General features: G+C 50.6%; 18 protein-coding genes and 1 pseudogene. 6 read left to right on the top strand and 13 right to left on the bottom strand.

Annotation, left to right across the window (positions count from 1 at the left end; all coding sequences use genetic code 11):
• Nucleotides 1-228 precede the first annotated feature (228 nt).
• The 6 genes from PJK54_RS17045 to PJK54_RS17070 all read right to left on the bottom strand — a co-directional run bounded on the left by PJK54_RS17045 (nt 229) and on the right by PJK54_RS17070 (nt 5,733).
• The gene (locus PJK54_RS17045; RefSeq protein ID WP_271303439.1) at nt 229-1,395 is read right to left on the bottom strand and encodes a nucleotide sugar dehydrogenase; all 1,167 of its coding nucleotides are present in this window, start codon (nt 1,393-1,395) and stop codon (nt 229-231) included.
• Nucleotides 1,396-1,464: 69 nt separating this feature from the next.
• A complete protein-coding gene (locus PJK54_RS17050; protein ID WP_271303440.1) occupies nt 1,465-2,670 on the bottom strand; it encodes a hypothetical protein in 1,206 nt (401 codons plus the stop codon).
• The gene (locus PJK54_RS17055) at nt 2,663-3,799 is read right to left on the bottom strand and encodes a polysaccharide pyruvyl transferase family protein (RefSeq protein WP_271303441.1); all 1,137 of its coding nucleotides are present in this window, start codon (nt 3,797-3,799) and stop codon (nt 2,663-2,665) included. Before PJK54_RS17055 ends, PJK54_RS17050 begins: the two co-directional genes overlap by 8 nt.
• A complete protein-coding gene (gene pssE / locus PJK54_RS17060) occupies nt 3,796-4,254 on the bottom strand; it encodes a PssE/Cps14G family polysaccharide biosynthesis glycosyltransferase (protein WP_271303442.1) in 459 nt (152 codons plus the stop codon). Before pssE ends, PJK54_RS17055 begins: the two co-directional genes overlap by 4 nt.
• Nucleotides 4,251-4,712: a PssD/Cps14F family polysaccharide biosynthesis glycosyltransferase gene (gene pssD, locus PJK54_RS17065; RefSeq protein ID WP_271303443.1), complete on the bottom strand. Its 462-nt coding sequence runs from the start codon at nt 4,710-4,712 to the stop codon at nt 4,251-4,253. Before pssD ends, pssE begins: the two co-directional genes overlap by 4 nt.
• A complete protein-coding gene (locus PJK54_RS17070) occupies nt 4,690-5,733 on the bottom strand; it encodes a glycosyltransferase family 4 protein (protein WP_271303462.1) in 1,044 nt (347 codons plus the stop codon). The genes pssD and PJK54_RS17070 overlap by 23 nt, the downstream gene beginning before the upstream one ends.
• A 327-nt stretch (nt 5,734-6,060) precedes the next feature.
• Here PJK54_RS17070 and PJK54_RS17075 point away from each other — a divergent pair.
• Nucleotides 6,061-7,011: pseudogene (locus tag PJK54_RS17075) on the top strand (IS30 family transposase).
• Nucleotides 7,012-7,708: 697 nt separating this feature from the next.
• Here PJK54_RS17075 and PJK54_RS17080 read toward each other — a convergent pair.
• The 6 genes from PJK54_RS17080 to PJK54_RS17105 form a co-directional block, all read right to left on the bottom strand.
• Nucleotides 7,709-8,941, bottom strand: coding sequence for a hypothetical protein (locus tag PJK54_RS17080; RefSeq protein WP_271303444.1), 1,233 nt, complete (start codon nt 8,939-8,941; stop codon nt 7,709-7,711).
• 55 nt (nt 8,942-8,996) lie between these two features.
• Nucleotides 8,997-9,815, bottom strand: a complete 819-nt coding sequence (locus PJK54_RS17085) for a GNAT family N-acetyltransferase (RefSeq protein WP_271303445.1) — start codon at nt 9,813-9,815, stop codon at nt 8,997-8,999.
• A gap of 1 nt (nt 9,816) precedes the next feature.
• A complete protein-coding gene (locus PJK54_RS17090; protein WP_271303446.1) occupies nt 9,817-10,551 on the bottom strand; it encodes a polysaccharide deacetylase family protein in 735 nt (244 codons plus the stop codon).
• 17 nt (nt 10,552-10,568) lie between these two features.
• Nucleotides 10,569-11,864, bottom strand: a complete 1,296-nt coding sequence (locus tag PJK54_RS17095; protein ID WP_271303447.1) for an exopolysaccharide biosynthesis polyprenyl glycosylphosphotransferase — start codon at nt 11,862-11,864, stop codon at nt 10,569-10,571.
• A gap of 49 nt (nt 11,865-11,913) precedes the next feature.
• Nucleotides 11,914-14,142, bottom strand: coding sequence for a polysaccharide biosynthesis tyrosine autokinase (locus PJK54_RS17100; protein WP_271303448.1), 2,229 nt, complete (start codon nt 14,140-14,142; stop codon nt 11,914-11,916).
• An 81-nt stretch (nt 14,143-14,223) separates the two neighbouring features.
• The gene (locus tag PJK54_RS17105; protein ID WP_271303449.1) at nt 14,224-15,387 is read right to left on the bottom strand and encodes a polysaccharide export protein; all 1,164 of its coding nucleotides are present in this window, start codon (nt 15,385-15,387) and stop codon (nt 14,224-14,226) included.
• A gap of 1,510 nt (nt 15,388-16,897) precedes the next feature.
• On the opposite strand from PJK54_RS17105, the gene PJK54_RS17110 reads away from it, so the two are divergent.
• From PJK54_RS17110 to PJK54_RS17125, 4 genes are all read left to right on the top strand, one after another.
• Nucleotides 16,898-17,818, top strand: coding sequence for a hypothetical protein (locus PJK54_RS17110; protein ID WP_271303450.1), 921 nt, complete (start codon nt 16,898-16,900; stop codon nt 17,816-17,818).
• Between the two features lie 5 nt (nt 17,819-17,823).
• Entirely contained in the window at nt 17,824-18,645 is an 822-nt protein-coding gene (locus PJK54_RS17115) for a hypothetical protein (RefSeq protein ID WP_271303451.1), read from the top strand.
• 127 nt (nt 18,646-18,772) lie between these two features.
• Nucleotides 18,773-19,744: a capsule biosynthesis GfcC family protein gene (locus tag PJK54_RS17120; protein ID WP_271303452.1), complete on the top strand. Its 972-nt coding sequence runs from the start codon at nt 18,773-18,775 to the stop codon at nt 19,742-19,744.
• 65 nt (nt 19,745-19,809) lie between these two features.
• A complete protein-coding gene (locus PJK54_RS17125; protein WP_271303453.1) occupies nt 19,810-22,038 on the top strand; it encodes a YjbH domain-containing protein in 2,229 nt (742 codons plus the stop codon).
• Nucleotides 22,039-22,247: 209 nt separating this feature from the next.
• On the opposite strand, the gene PJK54_RS17130 is transcribed toward PJK54_RS17125, so the two are convergent.
• Complete coding sequence (locus PJK54_RS17130) at nt 22,248-23,978, bottom strand: thiamine pyrophosphate-dependent enzyme (RefSeq protein ID WP_084208315.1); 1,731 nt, start codon at nt 23,976-23,978, stop codon at nt 22,248-22,250.
• Between the two features lie 365 nt (nt 23,979-24,343).
• Between PJK54_RS17130 and PJK54_RS17135 the strand changes: the two genes are divergently transcribed.
• Nucleotides 24,344-25,408 carry an NAD(P)H-dependent flavin oxidoreductase gene (locus tag PJK54_RS17135; protein ID WP_271303454.1) on the top strand — a complete coding sequence of 355 codons (1,065 nt, stop codon included), beginning with the start codon at nt 24,344-24,346 and terminating at the stop codon, nt 25,406-25,408.
• Nucleotides 25,409-25,410 lie beyond the last annotated feature (2 nt).

Raw genomic sequence — 25,410 nt, forward strand, 5'->3', positions numbered from 1 at the left:
CTTCCTGACCCAGTGATGACTCTATGAAGGATGGCACGAGCCACTCAGGCGCATGCTGCAGAGGGCTATTGAGGACTCTATGGGAGGGATAGCCTGACACAACTGCCCTCCTCCTTGGCATCAGGCAAGCAGCATGAAAGTCTTCACCTATGTCCTCTCCACTGACACGAAAACGCCGCATCACGAGGATGCGGCGTTGTATTTTCGATCAAGAACCAGCGCTCTGAATCAATCGTTGCCGAACAGATCCCGGGTGTAGACCTTGTCGACCACATCGGCGAGCTCTTCCGCCATGCGATTGCTCAGAATGACGTCAGCTTCCTGCTTGAACGCCTCGAGATCCCGCATGACGCGTGACCCGAAGAAGGTGTCCTCTTCCAGTACCGGCTCGTACACCACCACTTCCACACCCTTGGCCTTGATACGCTTCATCACGCCCTGCATGGCACTGGCGCGGAAGTTGTCAGAGCCGGACTTCATCACCAGGCGATACACCCCCACCACCTGCGGGTTGCGCTTGAGCACGGATTCCGCAATGAAGTCCTTGCGCGTGGTGTTGGCATCGACGATGGCCTGGATCATGTTGTTGGGCACTTCCTGATAATTGGCCAACAACTGCTTGGTATCCTTCGGCAGGCAATATCCTCCATACCCGAAGGACGGGTTGTGGTAGTGCTGGCCGATGCGCGGGTCCAGTCCCACCCCTTCGATGATCTGCCTGGCATCCAGGCCATGTGATTCGGCGTAGGTATCCAGCTCATTGAAGTAGGCGACGCGCATTGCCAGGTAGGTATTGGCGAACAGCTTGATGGCCTCTGCCTCGGTGCTGTCAGTGAACAGCACATCGACACCCTGCTTGATGGCACCTTCCTTGAGCAGCCCGGCGAACACCTCGGCACGCTCGGAGCGCTCACCGACGATGATGCGAGACGGATGCAGGTTGTCGTACAGCGCCTTGCCTTCACGCAGGAATTCCGGCGAGAACATCAGATTCTGAGTCTGGAAACGCTCACGCGCCCCCACTGTATAGCCCACCGGCACGGTGGACTTGATGACCATCACCGCATCAGGATTGATATCACGCACATCCTGAATCACTGCTTCCACACTCTTGGTGTTGAAGTAGTTGGTGGTGGCATCGTAATCCGTCGGCGTCGCGATGATCACGAAATCGGCATCGCGGTAGGCCTCTTCCTTGTCGAGGGTAGCGCGGAAATTCAGATCTCCACGCGCCAGAAACTCATGAATCTCATTATCGACGATAGGTGAGATACCACGGTTCAGGCCTTCCACCTTCTCCGGCACGATATCCAACGCGACGACTTCATGATGCTGAGACAGCAGCATGGCGTTGGAGAGACCGACATAACCGGTGCCTGCGATGGCAATTTTCATAAAGCGAAACCTCTATTATAAAAATAGAACCTATTCGTGAAATCTTTAACTTGATTAGAATAGACCGTATTAAAAAACTCTTTTTACTATAATATAAAAACAACCAAGAGACAACGAGATAGTAAAAAAGATCGTTGAAAACGCAAATATTGTAGCACTAAAAAGTGAAGCAACTATTGTATTCATAATCAAACCGATAACCACAACTATAGTCATTAGCTTGACTAAAGTTTTATGATGCCCAGTCATATTCAATGCTGCATATTTTGGCCCTACCACTCCTGAAACAAAGTATCCAAATGAAAGGGCGATTAATACGTTATATGCTTCGCGATCTTCTACACCGAAGAAATATGACAATATTGCATCACCCATAACAATGTATAAAATCAACGGTGGTAGCAAAAAAATAATATTTAGCAATGAAGCCTGGAAATATTTATATTTAAAGTCAGATTTATTAATAGCGTAGGATTTAGAAAGCAAGGGGCCATATAGCATACCAATTGTAGTTGTGATCATGTTAAAAACTAAAGCTAATTGAATACAAATAAAGAAAAAGGCGACATCCTGTTTTTCTTTAAAAAAGGAAAGTATCAATACTGAAAATCCGCCTAACAAATATATGTAGAAAGAGCTTATCTGCATATAAAGAGATTCTGAGAGAACCTGTCTAATTTTTATATGATTGGGGAAAGATAATTTTATCGGTATTGAATAGTATACATAAACAAAAACACATATTGCTAATGAGATAACGATTGAAAATAAATATAAATTCGTAATATCGATTGCAGAATATATTAGCGTACACGACCATATTAATAGTAATAAGAAAAAGTTTACAGAGAAATTTCTAATAGCAGAATATTTAATAACATCTCCGTTAGCTCTTAATATTTCTGGTAAAACACTAAACATTCCAAACAAAAATACTGCTACTGAAAAAAACAATTTATGGAAAACAATGTAACTTACTATGGCCGTAAGTAAGGAAGTAAATCCGGATATGAAAATTAAGACACCCGCAATTTCAGCTTTAGCTGGACATGGGGCTTTACTGATATGCTTAATTGCATAAATATCAAGTCCAGCTTTTGAAACAAAGGATGATAAGACAAGACTAGAAGTTAATACGCCAAATTCGGCCACTTTATCTAAACTATACGCATTTGAGATCACATAATTAATAGCTAGTAGCGACAAGGCACCAAAAATCTTAAATAACATGGCAGTAGAAATAAGAAGCATCTTATTGAGATTGATTTTATTCATGGAATATTTCTGCATATTGCTTAATTATCTTATCATTATTAATCATAACTTGGCCTAGCTCATCGATAGCATTAAATTTCTCAGTAACTTCATCAAAACTAAAATTTTCTGAATCTAAAATATGCAATTTAGGGTTCTTTATAAACTGTTGAACAACACCTGATATCTTTGACTGCCAATTAACAATTAATGTGGGTATGCCTAAATTGATAGAAATAATACCTAGATGCATGCGATATGTAAGCATATACTTACATCCGGATAGCTTATTTGAAAAACTACCGATATCATTAGAATTTAATAAAATCACCTCTGAATCAATTTCATACTTCTCATGTAGTAGATTAGATACTTTGAGCAAAAACTCAGGATCATTATTATAGGCAGTCGTAACTAATTTTATCGAAAGATCATAGTTAGAAGAAAGCAAATATAAATTATACACAATTTCATCTATGTTTTGTGCTTTTAGAGCCTCTTGAGGGGAGGAAACAGAATCAATTAAATTTATACCTAACCATTTTTTCGATTTATGTGAAATCTTATCGGAAGGAAATAACTTATAGTAAGGTATAACTGGATCAGGCAGTAATTCTACTTTGGATGCAAAAGCCTCTCCTAAAATAGAGTTCAAATAATTAAGTGAGGCCATATCTCTAACTGAAAAGTATTGACTGTTAGCAACTAAAAAATTAAGCTCTTTAAAATGAGCACAAGAGAAAGGGCCCACGCCACAAGAAAGTACAATTATTTTTTTATCTTTATTGCGGAATTCCTTAGCGAATTTATAACATGCTTCCAAAAAGTTGACACCATTTTTATTAAAGAGCAAATTACCTCCACCTATAATAAGGCCATCATATCCCTCCGCTAGTTCAATAATCTTTTTCTTATATCGTAGGCTATGGTTAATAGATAGTAACCTGTTATATACAGTAGGGTATTTTTTAACAAAGTCAGTTTTTTTCTTCTTCCTTAATATCGGAGATTGGTAAAACACTGTTTTTTTAAAATTCATATCAATACTATCAATATGTACAAAACTAGGTACTAACTTAGTTATACATTCGGAGATAGTTAAATCCCCTATATTAACGCCACTCAGTGCTGATATTTTTAAGTATTTCATAATATTTCTCCAAAAATTTCATCTATTAAAAAAAAATTATCTTTAGTAAAGGTATTGTATTGCTCATTTAATGCGTCATTTATTAACTTATCTGATAGCATATTTACATCGTAAATAACTTTAGCATAATTATTTTTTTCAATGAATGCAGCCAAATCTAACTGGTGATTATCAATTCTATCGACATTAGGAACTACTACGACTTTTTTCTGTAATTCTAACAATCTATAAACACTACCAGCACCAGCATGAGTAATCACTAAATCAGCAGACTGGTAATGTTCTTCAATATTTTCGATAAAAGTATGAGTTTCTATATTACCGTTTAATACAGTGTAGTTATTTAAACAGGGAGATTGAATTACATATATATGATGGCTACTTTGAAAATTGCTAATTGCAATATTCACCAGAGATTTAAAAGGAGTTGTTCCCGTAGTTATTAAAACCTTCATAGCAGTCCTCCATAAATACTCTTTGGGTATATTTTAACAAGAGACTTATGCTGGACTATGAATTTATCAGACAAAAAATACATAATCCTACCAGTAATTGACTTCGACGTTATTCTCGACCAAGTCTCAATATGGATAATTTTAGCCCCTTTTATTTTTCCAATTAAAGCTACAGGTATAGCAATGCCCGGCCCCAAAGAAACTACTCTAACATTATTATATGACCCAAAAGACTTATATATAACAATTATATTTTTAATAAAATTTGATAAATCAGTAAAGCAGTAGTTACTATCCTTACATCTCAACGGCTTAAGCGTGACGCAAATATTAGACAACTTACAATTTTCATTATCAGAAATGTGAACAATTCTATCTTTACTCGTTTGATCAGCCAATGCAATCAATCTTTTAGCTTGGGCAAAATGCCCACCTTCACCAGCGACTATAAAATACATATTCTTCTATCTCTTTATGAAAAAGATTGTTTACTTCTAAAGAAGTATATCGGTCAACAGTTTTCCTAGCATTATTAATTAACGGTATCAATTCACCTTGGCTCATTGAGTAAGCTTTCAACATGGCGTCGTATAAATTATTTTTACCGTTGAGCTCGTAAATCAATGAGTTGTTTTTATTTGCATAGGATGAAGGACCAAGCACATCAGATACAATTAGTAAATTACAAGAAGCAAAAGCCTCTAGACCAACTAAACCAAGACTTTCATATTCGTACTTAGTAGGGAATACTAAGCAATCGATAGTTTCAAGAAATTTTGGTATTTTAGACTGCTGAATTACTCCGTGGAATACAACATTCTTAATTTCATGTTTCGAAATATATTCCATTAATTTGGTCATGCCAGGGCCATCACCCGCAATAGAAAGCGTTACATCTTCATGGATACTCTTTAATTTTTCAAAACAAGTAATTAAATCAAATATTCCTTTCTCACTAATAATTCTTCCGACGTATCCGTAATTTCTAATAGTCTTTATTTTATATTTAGGGTCGACGCTTACATAGAAGTCCTTGTTAATACCACCAGAAGGATATACAATTACTTTTTTATCGTATATTCTATATTGACTTAATATATGATCTCTAAATTTATCAGATGGAAAAACTAAAACATCTGATTTTTTCATGTTAAACTTTGACAACCTATATTTAAAAGAATTCGCTTTTGTGACAACGTCACTACCATGACTATGGCATATAAATTTTAATTTTTTTTTAGAAAATGCTTTAAATAAGTGAACGAAAAAAGTGTGGGATGTGAAATGCGTATATACTAAATCGTAGTTCGATCTTCTTATCATGAGGATAAACTTGAAAATGAATTTTATATATGAGTAGGACTTAATTTTATAAGGCTGCAAGCAGCATACGTCAACTTCAGAACCTCTATACGATAACTCGGTAACAATATTTTTAACAAAAATCCCAAAAGATGGATTCTTTTGATTCGGATACATATTACTAACAACAAGTATTTTCACTATCTTACCTCAATTAAAATGTTAAATTTCTTATCGCTAATGGTAGGCAATGCATAAGCTGTACTTATTGTAATTACTGAGTATAAAGTTGAAATTAATACACATATTCTAATAAAACTATAGACTAACTTCGTTAAGATTATCTGAGTACCTCAATAGACAAACCCTACAGTCCGTAGACGCTGAGGACATTAGCTGATCGAATCGAAAGGTGTTCTGACTTTGTAATACCGTTAATATTATAACTAATTGTCCGCAGATTCTGAGAGCAACACCTGAGTTTCCTTATAAGGTGTTGCGCTCATGTCATACTCAGAACTCAGTGTTACCGATCGTGCCACTATCCAGGTTTACCTCTCTCAAGGCTTTAGCCTTCGAGCCATAGCTCGATGTATGAATCACTCCACCTCCACTATCAGCCGCGAAATTCGTCGAAATAGTGAGTCGTGCAACGACTACCGGGCTGAACACAAGCAAGCGTCGGCGCTATTGCCGGCCCAAGCGAAAGCTCATCATCGGTAGTGAGCGGTTCAGGCTTGTCGAGTACCTTCTTCGCCACTACTTGTCCCCAGTACAGATCGCCGACAAGCTTCGACACATAAACTTACCCAAGCTTGAATATGCCTACATCTGTCACGAGTTAATTTACAGCGCCATCTATGCACTGCCGGTTGGGCAATTACGCAAAGAGCTCAACCACTCACTGCCTGCGGCACGGAAAAAGTACGCGTAAGCCTCATCGTGGTGAGACGGATCGGCGAGGTCAGATCTCCGACATGATCAGCATCCGCCTGAGGTGGACAAGCGCGAGGTGCCGGGGCATTGGGAAGGCGACCTGATCAAGCGCAAAGAAAATGCCTCAGTGGTTGGCACTCATGTAGAGGTCAGTAGCGGATACTTGATACTAGCAAAGATGCATGATGCTACTGCGACTTTTGCTGTGGAGGACTTTAGTGCCGTCCTGAACAGAATGCCATTGGTAGCACGAAAAATCTGACATATAACCAAGGACGAGAAATGGCCAAACATGCCGCTATCACGCATATACTGGCGTCACCATCTACTTCTGTAATCCTCATAGCCTTGGTATAGAGGCAGCTACGAGAATATCAATGGTCGAATTCGCCAGTACCTCCCCAAGGGAACGGACCTGTCACTGACCAGTCAGGAAGAGCTGGATGCCATTGCCTTCGAGCTGAAACTGCGACCTCAAAACGCTTCGATTTCAAGTGTCCTATCGAGGTGGTGAATTAACTGATAGCAAAGCACAATGAAACCCACCCTCAATTCAATAGTGAGTGTTGCACTCAGAGCCTGCATCTGTCCAAGATATATAAGATCATATTCAGTCTTTCAGGGGACTTAAGCATCAAGCAATGAAGGCTCTACTTAAGTGTTCATTATTTGATCATTTTCAATGGGCAGGCCAATAACAGTTATCGTATAGTATACGCGCTCAAGTGTTACTAAATTGCAAAATAGCTCATCAGCCCAGAGTACATAAGTTTGTAATGAGATATTTTGCCCCACGGTTAGCCACGGTTAGACCTTACCTAACACTTGCAGCATAAATGTACTACTTTAACTTGTTAGCCGACGTAACTAAAGCCGTAATATGCTTATTAACGCTGAAACACAAGCTACTTGAGCTTTTAGGAAAATAACATGAGAAAAGCTAGGTGTAATGTGACGTTGAAAAATATTTTCGAAAACTGGAAACGATTACCTGACTGTAGTGATTAAGTAGAACGAAATGGGTATCTGTACCTTCGAAGACTTTACCGCTGTACTGACGTATATATCATCTATCGCCTGGATAAACGACTAAAAGACAAGATAATGCGCCACGTCTAGGCTATCGATCTAGTAATTTATTTCCATAATCCGTATATCACGTGGCAAAGTGGTATCTAAGATACTTTACAGTAAACTCATTGAACGATATTAGATTTTATACGCGGAGCTTAGCTAATATATATATGTAAAAAATACAGACTATAGACGAATAAACACCATCTTGCCATGCTGGACCTATAAAAGAACATATAATCACAAAGAACAATATATATAGCTTTAAATCAGAAACCGAATTTAATACCTTTTTATAGAATATAATTATGAAATTAATTAAGACAATTAATCCGATTAACCCATTCTCGCCTAGGAAAGCTCCTATACCATTATCGAATATACCTACATATTTGCCTGTATCATTGACTAACCATCCTAAATCCAATCCAACATGATTATAAACTTCAAGTGTATTCAATGTGCTAATTATAGTGCCATATGTTCCGGCACCGGTCCCAAATGGAAAATACTCTAAGAACAAAGATACCCCATTATAAAACATCAATCCTCTTATATAATGATGATCGTTAGAGGAAAATTTGCTTAAATTTTCTAATGTTTCTGTATAAATATATGAATCTATATTTGACAAAAATAATATGGTAAAAGTACAAGCTAGTAAGAAAAAAGCTGATAATAATATCTTATTCTTCAGAGGATTATTATTATGAAAAACTACTAGCACTGGAATTAATCCCAAAAGGAGTTTTCTTACTGTTATAATTTTCATAAGTATTGCACTAGATATCACAACTAAAAACAACAACCCATATGACTTATAATTCATTTTTGTAAATGTATCTGTTGTTAGATATATAACTGAAATCATTATAGAGAAAAAATATCCTAAATTTGCAGTATTCTCAAATATGCCAACAGGCCTTAGTACCCCTTCTCTATATTTTATAGCAGTATTAGTAATTAAATGCCAAGATTCGCCAAGCATTAAATTTAGGATAAAACCGACTATAACTAAAATTATGCAAGTTCGAGTTATATAGATGATAAACTTCGTTGACAGAAACTTGGACACTTTGTAGGATAGATAGATAAACAAGAATACTTTGATGTGGATCAGTGATTGTATAATACCTAAAGCAAAACTGTTAGAAAATGGTGATACTAAGTATGTTATTATTTGAGAAAAAATGATTAAAAAGAAAGATAAAGCTAAATAACTTACCTTAAATCCGTTTTTTAAGTTTATCTCATGTGAAAGTAAGTAGCATATAGCTATAAATACCAGAATTTCGTCGATTAAATTAATACCAGGGATGGGAAGTATGTCTTGCATAAGAGATAATACAATTAAAAGATAAACACCAACAGCCATATGCTTTATTACCCTGGTTTAAAATATTTATCTTGTATGATTAGCTATAATAAACTTAATTTATATAATCAGCATCTATCATTTCGAGTCTCAATTTATATCCTTGTGGTTTATTGTAAGAGACAGAATTAATATCTGCCCCATATCTGAATGTAAGTCTATAGCCCTTGCACAGTATTTCTTCAAATTTGGTGTTAAACCCTATATACCTGATAAAAATATAACCTTCCCGTTTTAAATAATTTATAAATTCTTCTATATCACTATGATCTATTATTTCCTCAGTATAAACTACATCCGCCAATTTTATATAACTAATCGCCTTCTTTCTAAATAAAAATTCAGCGCCTTTCTTACTTACAAACTTGTGCACATTTAAGTATTGCATTCTCCATGCCATTTTATCCTCTTTCCAATTTGTGGCTAATATATTACTAACATTATCGCATAATATAGATGATCCTATATTACTTCTTCGGTTATACAGCGGCAAATATAATGCTTTTTTACTCTCTTCTAAAGCCCATCCTAATTTTAAGTAAATATTTACTGAGTTTTTATTAGGAAAATTAAAGACAAACCCTGTCTTTGACGATTTTTTCAACGCCTCTAAAGTAAGTTTAGAGAATAATCCTTGCCCCCTCGCTGATGGATGCGTCGCTGAGTCAGTAGCTTGAAAACAATTATATTTATAATTTTTTGAATCTTGCATTTGCCAGGCCATAAACATTCGAACGGCTACTGGATGATCAAACCTAGCATCATTCTCAACTAATATAATTGATTCTCCGAAAGGATTGTCGTACTTCCAATTAAAGAAATCTTCACCCCCCCAGCCAGGAAAAACTTGGTTCAGTAATTTAATAATGGACATTTTATGATCTCCACTTTATTAAAGCGTAAGCATCTAGCAGCCCTGATATCTTTAATAGGGCTTTTGTGGGACTATCATTATCACCGATCACAACCCGGTTAACTCTATATTTAGATTTGTTTATAGCACCCCATCGAGTAGTAAAGGCTCTATCAAATTTAAACTCTTCAAGTAATTTGTTAAATTCCTGCTGTTCTTTAGGAAGGTGCCCAAATGGATATGCAAAATACCTTGCTTGATTTTTATTTAACAGCTTCTCATAACCACCCATTCCATTACTGAAACTAGTGTAGATATTTTCAACATCCTGTTTAGCAATATCATCATGGCTATGTGTATGAAAACCAAAATGAACTATCTTCTTACTAGCTTCAGCTTCTTCTATTGTCATATGGTTAATATTTTTTATACCATACTTTGCATTATCTTTAATACTACCTTCTAAAAACTTTGTGATGACAAAAATTATAGGCTTAATATTTTTTTTACACAAAAAACTATTTGTTATTTCAAGATTATCTCTATACCCATCATCAAATGTAATAATAGCACTTTTGCCGTTTTCAGAGAATAAAGATTTATTGGGGTCTGGGAATCTATACCCGACTTCTTCAAGTAGCTCAATTAGTTTTATGAATGAATTTTTGCTTAGCCCTTTATCACTAACCGAGTGAAAGCAAAGAACTACATTTCGGCCAAAAAGCCTTACATAACTTTTGATCAAAAATTTAAACATATAAAGATCTCTCTATTTTATCTTGCGCCCGCACCAAATATAACTGTTTTTATAGTCCTAACTAGGACCAATATATCTAACCAAAAAGAAAAATTCTTTATGTAATAAAAATCATACTCCAATTTTTCAATCATCCCCTCTACCTCTGCGGCATAGCCCTGCTCTACCTGTGCCCAACCGGTAATGCCAGGACGTACTACATGACGATAGTGGAAGAACGGCACATCCTTCTCATACCACTCCGTCAGGCTCATGGATTCAGGACGCGGGCCGATCATGCTCATGTCGCCTTTCAAGACATTGAACAATTGCGGAAGCTCATCCAAGCGACACTTGCGAATGAATCGCCCCACGCGCGTGATACGTGGATCATTGCCTTCCTGGGTAAAGCCAGTGCCTTTCATGTCGGTATACATGCTACGAAATTTGTAGACCGTAAACGGGCGGCAATGGAAGCCCATACGAGGCTGACAGAACAGTGCCTTGCCCGGGCTATCCAGACGGATGGCAAGTGCCGTCAGCAACATGACAGGGGCCAACAGCGGAATCAGGATCAAGGCCGCGAGGATATCCATGCCGCGTTTGATGACTTCATAGTCTTCACGCGGTGTCAGGGAGCCGAATTCGTTGGCATAGAGGTGGTCCAACAGTACCTTGCCGGTAATCATTTCATGGGCCTGGGTAGCGTGATACACCGGAATACGGTGAATCGTGCAGTCAGCGAGGAAACGCTGCCATTCTTCGGGAAGATCTGCCCGCAGGTCCGCAACCACGGCATCGATACGCTTGAATCCGACCAGTGTCGGTTCCTTCATCGCGTACCAGTACACTGATTTGCTGTGGTGATCACACAAGGAAGGGGCTTTCCCGAAGGGCACCACTGCCATGCGCTTGGTGGTCAGCTTGCTGTCGACATAGTAGAAGGCCCCACCGAAGACGATGGCCAGCACGAAGGAAATCCCGACCTGCAGACGTGACACCTCGATTTCCAGCACACCGCAGATGATGATGAGCAAGGTATAGGAAGCCGCAACTGTCGGAATGACATACGTGAAGGAGCGTGTCCCCGGCAGTTGGCAAAGACGGTTGATCAGCGTCAAGGACAAGGTGAAGGCGGCGGCGGTGCCCAGAATCGCATTCCATTGTGCCAAGGTGGAGGTATTCCAGAAATCGAATCCCCAACGGTACATGGCAGGCAGTACGACAACCAGCAGCACGCCAAAGAATGTCTGCAGGCGCTTGCTGGCAAGCAAGCGCTCGTAGTGACGTGAATAGCGCCGTTGATGCTCCATGGTAGAGCTCATGTCTTTCATGTCTGGTTCCCTTCGAATTCAATATGACTGATGACGGAATACAGCGGGATCATTTATAGCTGTAGTTGTAATAGCCATAATTCTCGCCATAGGCGCCGGCGGCCTTGCGCTCCATCGCGTTGAGGATTCCGCCCTTCACGACAATCCCAGAAGCTGCCAGGCGCTTGAGAGAAACTTCCACTTCCTTGGGCGCGTTCACCTCGAAGCGAGAGACCAGCAGAGTCGTGCCCACATGCTTGCCGATGACGGCGGCATCGGTGACGGCAAGGATGGGCGGAGAATCAATGATGACCAGGTCATAGCGCTCGCTGACCGCGGTCAGGAAGTCCTGGAAACGTGCACTCATCAGCAGTTCCGAGGGATTGGGCGGCGCAATGCCACGCGCGACGTAGGAAAGTGTTTCTAGTGCGGAAACAGGGCGAATGACGTCTTCCAGCGACTTCTTGCCTGCCAGGTAGTCACTCAAACCACACTCGGAGCGCTCATCGAAGATGGAGTGCATGTGGCCCTTGCGCATGTCGGCATCCACTACCAGCACGCGTTGCCCAGCTTGGGCACAGACAGCCGCCAGGTTGGCGGCAATGAAACTCTTGCCTATCCCCGGGCTGGGGCCGGTGATCATCAGGGTGTTGGATGAGGATTCCAGCATGGCGAAGTGCAGGCTGGTGCGCAGGCCACGCAAGGCCTCGATCGCGAGATCCGCAGGATTGCGTTCGGCCAGCAGTCCGTTGGGAATCTTGCGCGAGTGCTTGTCTGTCGCGCGCTTCACCTTGCGGCTCAGCTTGCCCTGCTCATCCGAGAGCGGGATGGTGGCATACATCGGCAGACCCAGCGCTTCCAGCTGGTCCGGTGATTCCACCCCACGCCGGAACGCCGCACGCAGCAGAATGACACCGACGGACAGCATGCCACCCAGCAGTGTCATGATGACCACGATCATGGCCTTCTTCGGCTTGACGGGCTGCGGCAAGATACCGGCATCATCCAGAATACGGACATTGCCCACCGTACTGGCCTTGGCGATCTCCATTTCCTGCACTTTATTCAGCAGCTGCACGTAGATGGCCTGGGTCACTTCCACGCTACGTGTCAGGCGCAACACTTCCTGCTGGGTTTCCGGGAGGTCCTTCACCTGAGCATTCAGCTTGTCCATCTCGCGCTTGAGCTGAGACTTCTTCTCGAGCAGTGCCGCGTAGGTGGGGTGGCTAGGCGTATAACGCTTGGCGATCTCGGCTTCGGTCAGTTCCAGCTGATTGACCTGGGCCTCCAGATTCACGATGCGCTCCAGCACGGACTGGGTCTCCAGTGAGAGATCAACACTGTCACGTGACGTCCTGAACGCATTCAGGCGCGATTCCGCCTCATCGAGCTGGGCACGCACCTTGGGTACCTGATTATCGAGAAACTCGAGGCTGTTGCGCGCCTCTTCACTCTGACGCTGAACATTCTGTGAATAGTAGATATCCGCGATGGTATTCAGCGTGCGCTGAAGTTCACGCGGCTGCTCACCCGTCATCGACCAGGAGAGAATGCCGGTTTCCTTGCCCTGCTCCGAGACGGAGAATGATTTACGTAGATCTTCGATCGCCTGCATGCGGCTGATGTGGGTCAGCTCAAATTCCGCGCCTGTGGCGGCATTCAAGGCAGTGACACGCAGATTCAGCTGACCATCGGCAAAGCTGTCCAGCTGATTGATGCGCCCCTTGCCCAGCAACTCACCATCCTGGATCAACTCGTAATGCGCATCATCAACGACACGCAGGGTAATGGTGTCACCCAGCATGGCCTCATCGACAGGCATCTCACTGACGCTGATGCTCTCCCCTGCCCAGGTACTTGCCCAACCCTGGGCGAAATCCGGGCGCTCCATCCCGCGGCGCACAAGGAAATCTCCCAGCAGCGGCAGTCGCTTCGGCGTGACGGTGACATCCAGGTTGAGCAGGTCCACCGCGCGGCCGAGTACCATCCGCGAGCGGATGATCTCGATCTCGGACTGGGACGGCGGCTCCTTGCCCAGAATCGAATTGACGTCAGCCAATGGATTGGTCGAAGGGGCATCATCGATCTGGATCAGGGCATCCACCTTATAGATGGGCGTCGCCAATAGCGCGTAGACCACCCCGATGACGGCAAACAGGCCAGTGATCGCGATGATCCATTGCTTGTGATCGAGCAGGATGCCGAACAGGCGCCCCAGATCAATCGCATCGTCATCGTTGTCGCGAGTGGCAGGCGCTGATATCGCCCCAGTGGCCGTATGTTGCGGGGTCTGATTCATGAAACACCCTTCGAGTGCTGCGGCTCTCGTGAGAACCAGTGGTAGTGGGTAATGAAGAGGGAGACGGGAGGATGACGCGGATCAATCATCACTGCGCAGGTCATCGAAATCACTGGCGGAACGCGTCACCTGATAGACGGCGGTCAGTGTCGGCATCAGCTGGTTGACGACACGGTTCCAGCGACTGAGCGGCGCAGCCGTGACGTAGACCACATCCGAGGGCTGCAGCATGAATTCCGCACCGATCACGAAGGCCGCCGAATCACGCGCATCCAGCTGGTAGACCGTCGCCAGCTTGCCAGTGCTGGTGTCCGCGCGCCGCACGACGAAGATGCCCTTGGCATCTGCCTGACCTTCATTGATACCGCCAGACTGTGCGATCGCATCCGTCAGCGAGATACGCGAATTGCCCATCGCCAGACTGCCCGGCAATTGCACCTCGCCCATCACGTAGACCTTCTGATTGCCCACATCCGGGATGTGCAGCACATCGCCGTCGCGCAGCAGACGGTTGTTGCTCAGCGCGCCGTTCTGCAGCAGGTCATACAGCGAGAAGTGCTCATCACTGTCATCACGTGTCAGTACCACGTCGTGCCAGTTGGCCAGCGGCGACAGGCCGCCTGCCTGATTGACGGCGTCGAGGATGGTCAGCGGCACATTGGTGATCGGCAGAATGCCGGGGGTTTCCACCTGCCCGGTGACATAGACCTTCTGGGACTTGAATGCCGCCACCTGCACATCGATCTGCGGGGAGGCGATATAGCCGGACAGGCGACGCTCGATGACCGCCCGCAATTCCTTGACGGTGAGCCCCGCCGCTTTCACGCGCCCGATATAGGGATAAAAGATGGTGCCGTCACTGTGAACGCTGTTGCCGGATTCGATGGCGCTGCGCTCGGAGCCAGCCGGGATGGTCAGTTCGGGGTGGTCATAGACGATGATGTTGAGCACATCCCCTCGGCCGATACGGTAATCGTAATCGGCCAGCTGCTGTTCCAGCTTCTCATTGTCACGCTGGGCCTTCCCGTGACTGTCCTTCAGGGCATCTACCATGCCAAAGGTGATGGGCCGGACCTCGAGCGCATCATCCAGGGGAGCCGTTTCCGCTTGATAATCCATGTTGCCACCAGGGGCAAAGGCACAGCCGGTGGTAGACAACATGGCAATCAACAGCGCGGTGGTCATTGCCAGGCGGGGGCGCGGCTTCAGCGCACAGCCCTTGCCAAACATGGTGACCTTGATCATGTAAAACCCCCGAAACCTGCAAGATGAAATAAGCAGCTCACCCGGCGCGCCTTGGCAAGGCACATCCGCCATGAGTGCTGAAGCGATGAAAGACGATGGATCGTCAGGAAGAGACGCTGGTTCGCTGCCCAGGAACCGAGGTGGTGCACCTCTGAGCCCTTCAGCGTTCAGGCACGCTACCGCCCTGAGGTATATGACGGCGCTTACCCCAAGGCCCGGACACGCCCACCAGCAGAGGCTGCTGATGACGCGACAGAATTGCTTCCACGATGGAAACAATTCAAGAATTTTAAGACGAACGTTTCCCCACCCTGGAAAGGGCGTTACGAGAAGTCATAGGGAAAGCAGCAATGCAATGTGGCGCCTTGAAACGAAGTTCTCGAGTTCAATGCTGGATGGCCTTGACTCCTTCTCTTGATTTCATCAGGCGAGACACAAAGCATCACCTCAAGACAGAAAGCACATAGTGAGCATCGCCTTGAGGCGTGAGGATTCATCCATCACACGCAGGCATGTCGAGCTCATGAAGTTGCTTTGTGTCTTGACGCTATAGCGTTTGAGTGACTCAACTATGACATTGGCAGTACAAGAACTTCTTTACGCAAAAAAGCACGTCACCAGCGAGTCAGATGCAGGCGTGATTGACAAGAAAGAAGATTGCCAGCAGTAGCGGTAGGAGAATGTGTCACTTGCCAGAGGAGCACACGACAACCTCTGTGGTGCTTGATTTCCTATCAATCTGGTTCGCACCCTTGCCAACCCTGTCGCCTTTTCGCAACACCACGGTGACAAATTAGGTGCGCATCATACTGTAAAATCACGCAATTCATCTACCAGTTTTTCACATTTCATTCAGGTCCAGGAGTGAGAATCTGGCACCATGCATCTCATAAGATATTGATATAAAAACAATTTTCTATCATTTTACCCACTTTCCACTGTACCGTTCACAGTTGACAAGACCCACCGTGCGTCTGTCATATGCGACGCAGTAGTACTCACATGCCTCCGCGCCGTTACACAGAGATACGCAAATATACATTCTGGACCACAACAAGCCCCGACAAGCATTAGACAAACCATTCCCAAGAAATTAATTAAGCACTTTCTTATAATGACTTTCACTCACCGGATTTAGTAAGCTCAGTCCCCTGAAAGATTTAAGGCCCCATATGATTTCGGTAGGTGAAGACGTCACATTGGCTCCCATATCTCTGCCAGCGGGTGAATTGAGATTCTCTAAAGAATGGGAATACGCTAAGATGGCTCGCATTATCACTAGATGCGCCATGCTTCAACTGATTTCACCTGTCATTGATGAGAATGTCATGGCTTGAGTGTACGCTTGCTTCTTTCAATCGCATGCTGGGCGCATTGTTCCAACTCTGTTCAAGTCTTGTCATAAAAATGTGAATGACCTGTCGATTGGTGCCAATTGGAAACCAATCGACAGGACATCACGATCACAACCAGATGTGCAGATGTACTCTGCAGGAGATAAGGCCCTCTCATGAAACGTACTGCTACAACATTGGTCATCGCGGGATTGGCACTATCCCCTCTCGCTGCCGGGATCGCGCGCGCGGAAAGTGAAGCGCCAGCGCAGACGGGCACGACATCCACCGGCTCTTCCACAAGTACGGGCAGTAGCAGCGGTGGTGGCACTGCCGCAGGTGCCGGCGCAGCCGGTGGCATGGCAGCCGGCAGCATCGCCGCCGTTGCCGCTGGCCTCGCAGCGGCAGTGGGCGTCGCGGCGACTGTCGCATCTGGTGGCGATGGCAGTAGTGGTGGTAGCACTGGCGGCGATATCGGCACTGATCCGGGTGATGGTGGCGACGGCGGCACTGATCCGGGTGACGGCGGCGATGGCGGCACTGATCCGGGTGATGGTGGTGACGGTACTGATCCGGGTGATGGCGGCGACGGCGGCACCGATCCGGGCGATGGCGACGGCTCCACTGGCACCACCGATCCAGGTGATGGCGACGGCTCCACTGGCACCACCGATCCGGGCGATGGCGACGGCTCCACTGGCACCACCGATCCGGGTGACGGCGATGGCTCCACTGGCACCACCGATCCGGGTGACGGCGATGGCTCGACCGGCACCACCGATCCGGGCGATGGCGATGGCTCGACCGGCACGACCGACCCAGGTGACGGCGACGGCTCCACTGGCACCACCGATCCGGGCGATGGCGACGGCTCCACTGGCACCACCGATCCGGGTGATGGCGACGGCTCGACTGGCACCACCGATCCCGACGATGGCAGTAACCCGGATGAAGGCGGCGAGCCGGGCGATGGTGACGGCACGACAGGTACCACCGGTACCACTGGCACCACCGGCACGACAGGTACCACGGGCACGACCGGCACCACCGGTTCTACCGGGACGACAGGCACCACCGGCACGACAGGTACTTTCTGATCATCATGATCTCGACATCCATCAGCATGGGGGGTCGCCTGGCGGCCCCTTTGCTCGTGTCCGGCGCACTGCTGCTTGGCGGCTGTTCCGCGCTTGAGCAGGGGCAGCTGGGTCAGACGGCGAGCGCCGTGTTCGGCAGCGATCAATTCGATGCCGAACGAGCGAGCGCCCTGCCCTACGCGTCGCTGCGTCTGCGCTACGACGGCAACACCGGCATGGTGGTACTGGCGTCACTTGAGACCGTCAGTTCCCGCCCCCCCAGCGCCACGGACGCGAGTCCGACACAAGCAGACCACGAGCTGTCTTCACCGGCAGCCTCGTCATCTTCCGCCACTTCTGCCGGAACAGTGACGACTCCCTCGTCGCCTCCGACAGAACTGGCCCGTTTTGAAACCGCGGACCACGCCTTCGTTCGCCTGGAGAACGGCTGGCTGACCGGCACTGCCGGCTTCGACAGCGACCTTCTGGACATGCATCGCGAGACTCGCCTGACCACGCTGATGTCCGCGTTGGCCGCTGGCGAGCCGGCTCCCGGCTACCACGTACGCACGCGCTGGCAACGCGCCGATGGCACCGAGGGCTATGCCCAGGGCCGTGCCGACTGGTCGTGTGCCGCGCCGAGCGTGCAGCCCTTCCCGCTTGGCGAGCAACGCGTCGCCCGCTGTGAGGAGAGCATTCACTGGAGCGACGGCTCATTGAGCATCAATCACTACGCGGTGGCCCCCGCCATGGCACCGGATGCCTTCCCCAGAATCTGGGCTGCAGAGGTTCAGGCCTGGCCTGACTCACCCCATTGGCGCTGGGAGGTGGCACGTGCCTGGTGGTAAGCGTGGTACCCGGTATGAAAGTACCTGGCAAGACGGTACATGGCATGACAGCCACCGGCGTCAGCGCCTTGATCACGTCGCCCCTCGCGGGGGAGCCGACGGCCATTCTCCTGTTCGTCGAGGTGTCGTGAAACCTTATCTGCCAACACGTCTGAAGGCCGTCCTGTCCGCCGCACTGCTCGGCTCTCTGCTGGCCGCGTCGAGCGGCTTTCTGACGCCTGCGCCAGCGTTTGCCGCTGAAGCCGCGACTGACCGCGCTCAGCCACCCACCACGCTGACCATCAGCGAGGCACTGTCACGTCACCTCGACGAACTGAGGGGTGAGCACGGCATTGAATGGCCGCACACCTTCGTGGCGACCCGGCAGGCACGTGAGCACTCCCGCCAGCTGGGGCGTCGGCTGTTCTTCGAATTGCGTCAACTGAGTTCACAGGCGGTGTTCGATGAGCGATTGCCCGCCGCGGGGCTCAAGCATTGGATGCAGATCGTCAAGCGCACGCCGATCGGCGGCCGTCAGGTGGGGCGTATCGATCCCATCGCGCTGTGGCGTTTCCCGCGCCTGGATATCCCGCTCAGCACGCATGACTGGATCGGGCAATGCCAGCCCGAGACACGCCTGCAGCTGTGGAGCGCCGTGGGCGTTCGTCAGCTTGACTGGCGGCCAGAGCTGACCCTGCGCGAGGCCATTGCCGGCCTGCCGGGTGCACGGACCAGCGCCGAAAGCGCCAGTGTCATCACGCTCAGCGGCCGAGTGATCGAGCGCGGCATCAGCGCCTGGAACGAGCAACCCTACACGCTGGCGCCGGGGGATCGTGTCGTGATCCATCTGCCGCGCCTCTCGCCCTCGGCGGCCTGGGTCAATCGCAGTCTGCCGGAATGGTTGAGCCTGCAATGGCCGGGCAAGGCGTGCCGCAGCCTGGATGCCATCACTGGCCAGCCCCAGGTGCCGGAGTACCTGCTGTCGCTGCGTGAGCTGGACGACTCTCCTGAGACAGCAGAAGCGAAAGCGCCAGAAGGCACGGCTGAGGCGAAGGTGGCGGCCGACAACGCCCCCGCCGACGCGTCGGCGCCCGCATCCGTCGAGAGTGAGACCCCATGAGCGAGGCGTCCATGAACCCGCCGCACGCTTCGCGCTCAGGCAAGCAAAGGATGGCAGCAGACAGCATGCATCATTTCCCCTCTTCTCCCGCCATGCAGGCCCGGCCGCGTCTGGCACCGCTGCCGCGCATCATCCGCAGGCTGGCGCTGCTCAGCGCGGGCGTGATGCTGGCCCCCGTGAGCCACGCCGGCGTGCTGGATGGCCCGCAGCCCGTCGAGAGCCGCCTGAGCGGCCTGGGGCATGGCCAATCGGATTTCGGCGGCGTCGGGCTGATGCAGACACCGACCGCGCGCATGCAGAAGCCGGGCAGCATCCACTTCTCCTACAGCCAGGTCGAACCGTATCAGCGCTATAACGTCAGCTTGCAGCCGCTTGATTGGCTGGAAGTGGGCTTTCGCTATACCGAGGTCACCAACCGCCTGTATGGCGAATCCATCGCCGGTGACCGCGATTATCTGGACAAGGGGGTCGATGCCAAGATCCGCCTGTGGGAAGAGAGCCGCTATCTGCCGCAGCTCGCGGTCGGTCTGCGCGACATGGGCGGTACCAGCCTGTTCGGCAGTGAATATCTGGTCGCCAGCAAGCGCTGGTATGACCTGGACTTCACGCTGGGACTGGGCTGGGGGTATCTGGGCTCTCGCGGGGATCTCTCCAACCCCATCGGCTGGATACGCGACAGCTACAACGACCGTCCCGGTCGCGGCGAGACCGGCGGTGACCAGGGTGGCGAGTTCTCCCTCAACAGCCTGTTCAAGGGCGACATGGGCGTGTTCGGCGGCGTGGAATGGCAGACCCCGTGGGACCCGCTGGTAATGATGGTGGAGCTGGATGGCAACGACTATCAAAGCGAGCCACAGGACAACGATCAAGCGCAGGACAGCCCGATCAATCTGGGCGCTCGCCTGAGCGTGACCGACAACCTGACCCTCAAGGCCGGTTGGGAGCGGGGCAATACCGCGATGCTGGGCGTCAACTTCGGGGTGGATCTCGCCGGGCTCTCCCAGGCCAAGCTGGACCGCCCGCCGGAGGCCTTGCAGGCAGAAGCCCCCTCACGCAACCAGGTCAGCTGGCCTGAGCTGTCCCGCGAGATCCAGGCGCAATCCGGCATTCGTGTCGATAGCCTGTCCCGCGAAGGCACGGCGCTGATCGTCAGCGGCGAGAGTACGCGTTTCCGCTCGACCGCACAGGCCGAAGGCCGTGCCAACCGCGTATTGCACAACCGCCTGGATGACTATTTCGAGAGCTTCCATTACCGCCTGCGCTCCGGCGGCCTGGATACCCGCGAAGATGTCCACCAGCGTGCCGATATCGTCAACGCCGGCCACGACGCCCGCCAGCAGCTGCGCTATACCCATGGCGTCTATGCGCTGGCCGCCACCGAACCCGACGGTGACGAGGCACAAGGTGCCGCGCGCTACCCGGGTGAGAAGGTACTGCTCGAGAATCCCGATGATCGCTGGAGCGCCGGCTTCTCCCCGGGCCTCAACCAGAACATCGGCGGCCCGGATGGCTATCTCTATCAAGCCTATCTGCGCGGCTCCGCCGCCTGGCGTACCGATCGCCACGGCTGGCTCTCCGGCTCGGCGCAGCTGACCCTGTTCGACAACTTCGACAAGTTCGATTACATCTCGGACTCCAAGCTGCCGAGGGTACGCTCCTATATCGGGCGCTATATCGAAGAGACCGACGTCGGTATCGACAACCTGCAGTACACCCGCACCCACCAGTTCGGGCGTGACTGGTACGGCATGGCCTATGGCGGCATCCTGGAGATGATGTATGCCGGTGTCGGCGCCGAGGTGCTCTATCGTCCGCTGGGCTCTCCACTGGCCTACGGGGTCGATGTAAACTGGGTCAAGCAGCGTGAATTCGACCAGCAGTTCGGGTTGCGCGACTACTCCACCACCACCGGCCATGCCAGCGTCTACTGGGATACCGGCTACGAGGATGTGCTGGCCAAGGCCAGTATCGGCCGCTATCTGGCAGAAGATGTCGGCGTGACGCTGGATGTCTCGCGCGGCTTTGCCAATGGCGCACGCATGGGTGCCTGGGCCACCTTCACCGATGCCGGTGATGACTTCGGTGAGGGTAGCTTCGACAAGGGCCTCTACATCGTGCTGCCGCTGGATGCCTTCTTCATGCACTCCACCCGCGACAATGTCGGCCTGGCGTGGAATCCGCTGACGCGTGATGGTGGCGCCCGCCTCAATCGCAAGTTCAGCCTGTATGACATGACCAGCTATCGCGACATGGACGACTACTGGCGCGGTTTCGCCTCACAGGTATGGAAGTGATCCTGACCGCGAGCTGACCTCTGCTCCCGCAGACAAGGCCGATCGTGCTGCAGCTCTCCTCAGTCACCTGCCGTGCCAACGACAAGGCCCCGATCCTCTGGATCGGGGCCTTGTCGTCTACGCCTTCTGGTCTGCGCCTTCTGGTCTGCGCCTTCACTCATGCCTTCTTGAGTGAAGGCATGAGTGGGTCACAACCTCTCAAGTCGTACTCACCGACCGGTGAAGTTGTTGCGCACCAGATCGACCACGTCATCCATGCGCCCATTGAGCACCGCCTTGGCGGAGTAGAGCGCGGTGGAAGCGACCTGCCCGGCTTCGATGTGCGGCGGCATCACCAGCTCCATGCGGTTGACCTTGACCTCGAGCACCCCGGGGCCGTCCTGGGCCAGCAGGCTCTGCACTGCCTCATCCAGCTCGTGTTTCTCCTCGACACGCCGTCCCCACAGCCCCATGGACTGGGCGACCAGCGAGAAGTCGGGGTTCTCGAGTTCGGTGTAGGTATCCAGGATGCCCTCGACCTTCTGCTCCAGCTCCACGAAGCCCAGCGTGCTGTTGTTGAAGATGACGATCTTGAGCGGGATCTTCTCCTGCTTGAGGGTCAGCAGGTCCCCCATCAGCATCGACAGACCACCATCACCGCACATGGCGATCACCTGACGTTCAGGATAGGCCTTCTGGATGCCGATGCCCTGAGGGTAGGCATTGGCCATGGTGCCATGCATCAGACTTGGCAGCGTGCGACGCTTGCCGTTGGCGCGGATATGACGCAGGCACCACACCATGGGGCTGCCGCCATCAGCGGTGAAGACGGCGTCCTCACTGGCATGGCGGTCCAGCGCCAGGGTCAGTTCCTGCGGGTGAATCAGATGCTCATCATCGGAGGTGACGGCGGCCTCGTCGCGTGCCTCGAGATATTTCTTGCGGCAGCTGTCCAGCCAGCCACTGTCATCACGCGGGTCCACGCGGGTCAGCAGCGCGTCGCAGGTATCCTTGACGCTACCGACGACACCAAGATCCACCGGATGACGGATACCGATCTTGCCGGGGTCGAGATCCACCTGGATCACGGTGGCCTTGTCCGGATAGAACTGGGACCAGGCAAAGCTGCAGCCCAGCAGCAGCAAGGTGTCACATTCCGCGACGGCCTCGTAGCCGCCCTGCAGGCCGAACACGCCGGTCATGCCGACTTCCTGCTCGTTGTTGGGCTCGATGAAGTCCTTGGCACGCGACGTCCAAGCCACCGGCGCCTTGAGGCGACGTGCCAATGCCAGCACTTCTTCCTGCGCATCCTGACAGCCGACCCCGGCGTAGATCGACACCTTGCCCGGCTGATTGAGCGCCTCGGCGACGGCGGCCAGCTCCTGCTCACTCGGACGGATCACCGGCGAGAAGCGGTGGGCACGCCAGGGCAGCGAGGCCTTCGGCTTCTGTGGGAAAAGATCCCCCGGGACGATCAGCACCGCGACCCCACCTTCCGCCAGCGCCTTCTGCGCCGCGATGGCCACCATGCGGCGAGCATTCTCGGGATTGGTCAGGTATTCACAGAACACGCTGTACTGGGAATAAAGCGCCTTCTGGTCCACATCCTGCGGGAAGCCCACGCCCATCTCGGCGGTATCGATCTGCGAGGCGATGAACACCACCGGTGCGCCATTGCGATGCGATTCGATCAGACCATTGAGAAAGTGGGTGCTCCCCGGGCCACAGGTGCCGGCGCAGCAGGTCAGCTCCCCGCTGATGAAGGACTCGCCCCCTGCCGCGAAGCCGGCCACCTCCTCATGCCGCACATGCACCCACTCCATCTCGGAGCGCCGGATGGCGTCGGTGAAATGGTTGATGGTATCGCCGACGATGCCGTAACAACGCTTGGCACCTGCCTCGAGCAGGGATTCGGTGATGATCTCGGAGACGCTATGGGCCGAAGAATGGGACTTGGACATGGGGGCGCTTTCCTTTTCCGTTGAGTTGCGGTGAAGGATGAGCAATGCATTCACTCATTCGAATAAACAGTAAACAAGACGTTGGGATGACCCGAGGAAATGCAATGGTGAGGGCGCAAGGCATAAGTGGCACACGGCGTTGCGTGCGGCGTAGCATGAGCCTGAGGCACCCGAGCCACTCCGCCTGATCACGCCACTCCGCCTGATCACGCCACGCAGCGTGCACAAGCGAAGTGCACAGGCAGAGTGCACAGGCAGAGTGTGCATGCAGAGCACAGCGCAATGCTGGATGGAGCAATACTGGAGAGAGCGCAAAGCCGGAGAGAACGATGCTGGGGAGAACGAAAATGCTGGGGAGAACGAAAATGCTGAAGAGGATGGGAATGCAGTGGCCGATCATTCAGGCCCCGATGGCAGGCGTCTCGACGCCTCGTCTGGCAGCCGAGGTCTCGAAGGCAGGCGGGCTGGGCTCGATCGGCGTCGGTGCCACGGATGCCGACGGCGCCCGCAGGATGATCATAGAACTGCAAGCGCTGACCGACAGGCCCTTCAACGTCAATGTCTTCGTGCACCCGGCCCCGACACATGACGCTGCTCGCGAGAGCGCCTGGCGGGAGTGGCTGACGCCGCACTTCCAGGCCTTCGAGGCAACGCCCCCCGCCAGACTCGACACGCTCTATACCAGCGTCGCCGATGACCCCGACATGCAGGCGATGTTGCTGGAGACTCGCCCACCCGTCGTCAGCTTTCACTTCGGCCTACCCTCACGCGATTTCATCCGCGCCTTGAAGGAGGCAGGCATCTGGCTCATGGCGACGGCGACCCACCTGGAGGAAGCCCGCGCCATCGAGCGCGCCGGCCTGGACGCCATCGTGGCGCAGGGGTTCGAAGCGGGAGGTCATCGCGGCATGTTCGATCCTAAAGCCTCGGATACCCAGCTGAGCACTGCCGTCCTGACCAGGCAGCTGGTAGACGCCACGCACCTGCCGATCATTGCCGCGGGAGGCATCATGAATGGTGAGGCCATTGCCGCCGCTCTCGCGAATGGCGCCGTGGCAGCCCAACTCGGAACCGCCTTCATCGCCTGCCCGGAATCCAGCGCCGATGCCGCCTATCGAGACGCACTCGCAGGACCGGCAGCGCATGACACCCGCATGACCTCGATCGTCTCGGGCCGCCCCGCACGCATTCTCGCCAATCGGTTTGCCCGCCTGATGGAAGACCCATCATGCCCCACACCACCGGACTACCCCCTCACCTACGCCGCCGGCAAGGCGCTCAACGCCGCCGCCAGATCGCAGGGCGACACCGGTTTCGGGGCACAGTGGGCGGGCCAGGGCGCCCCGCTGGCCAGAGCGATGCCAGCGGGAGAGCTGATGAAGGTATTGGCTGATGAATGGCAGAACGCGTGTACTCATGATGCATCATGACA

Source organism: Cobetia sp. MMG027 (assembly GCF_027947415.1).
Classification (GTDB): domain Bacteria; phylum Pseudomonadota; class Gammaproteobacteria; order Pseudomonadales; family Halomonadaceae; genus Cobetia; species Cobetia marina.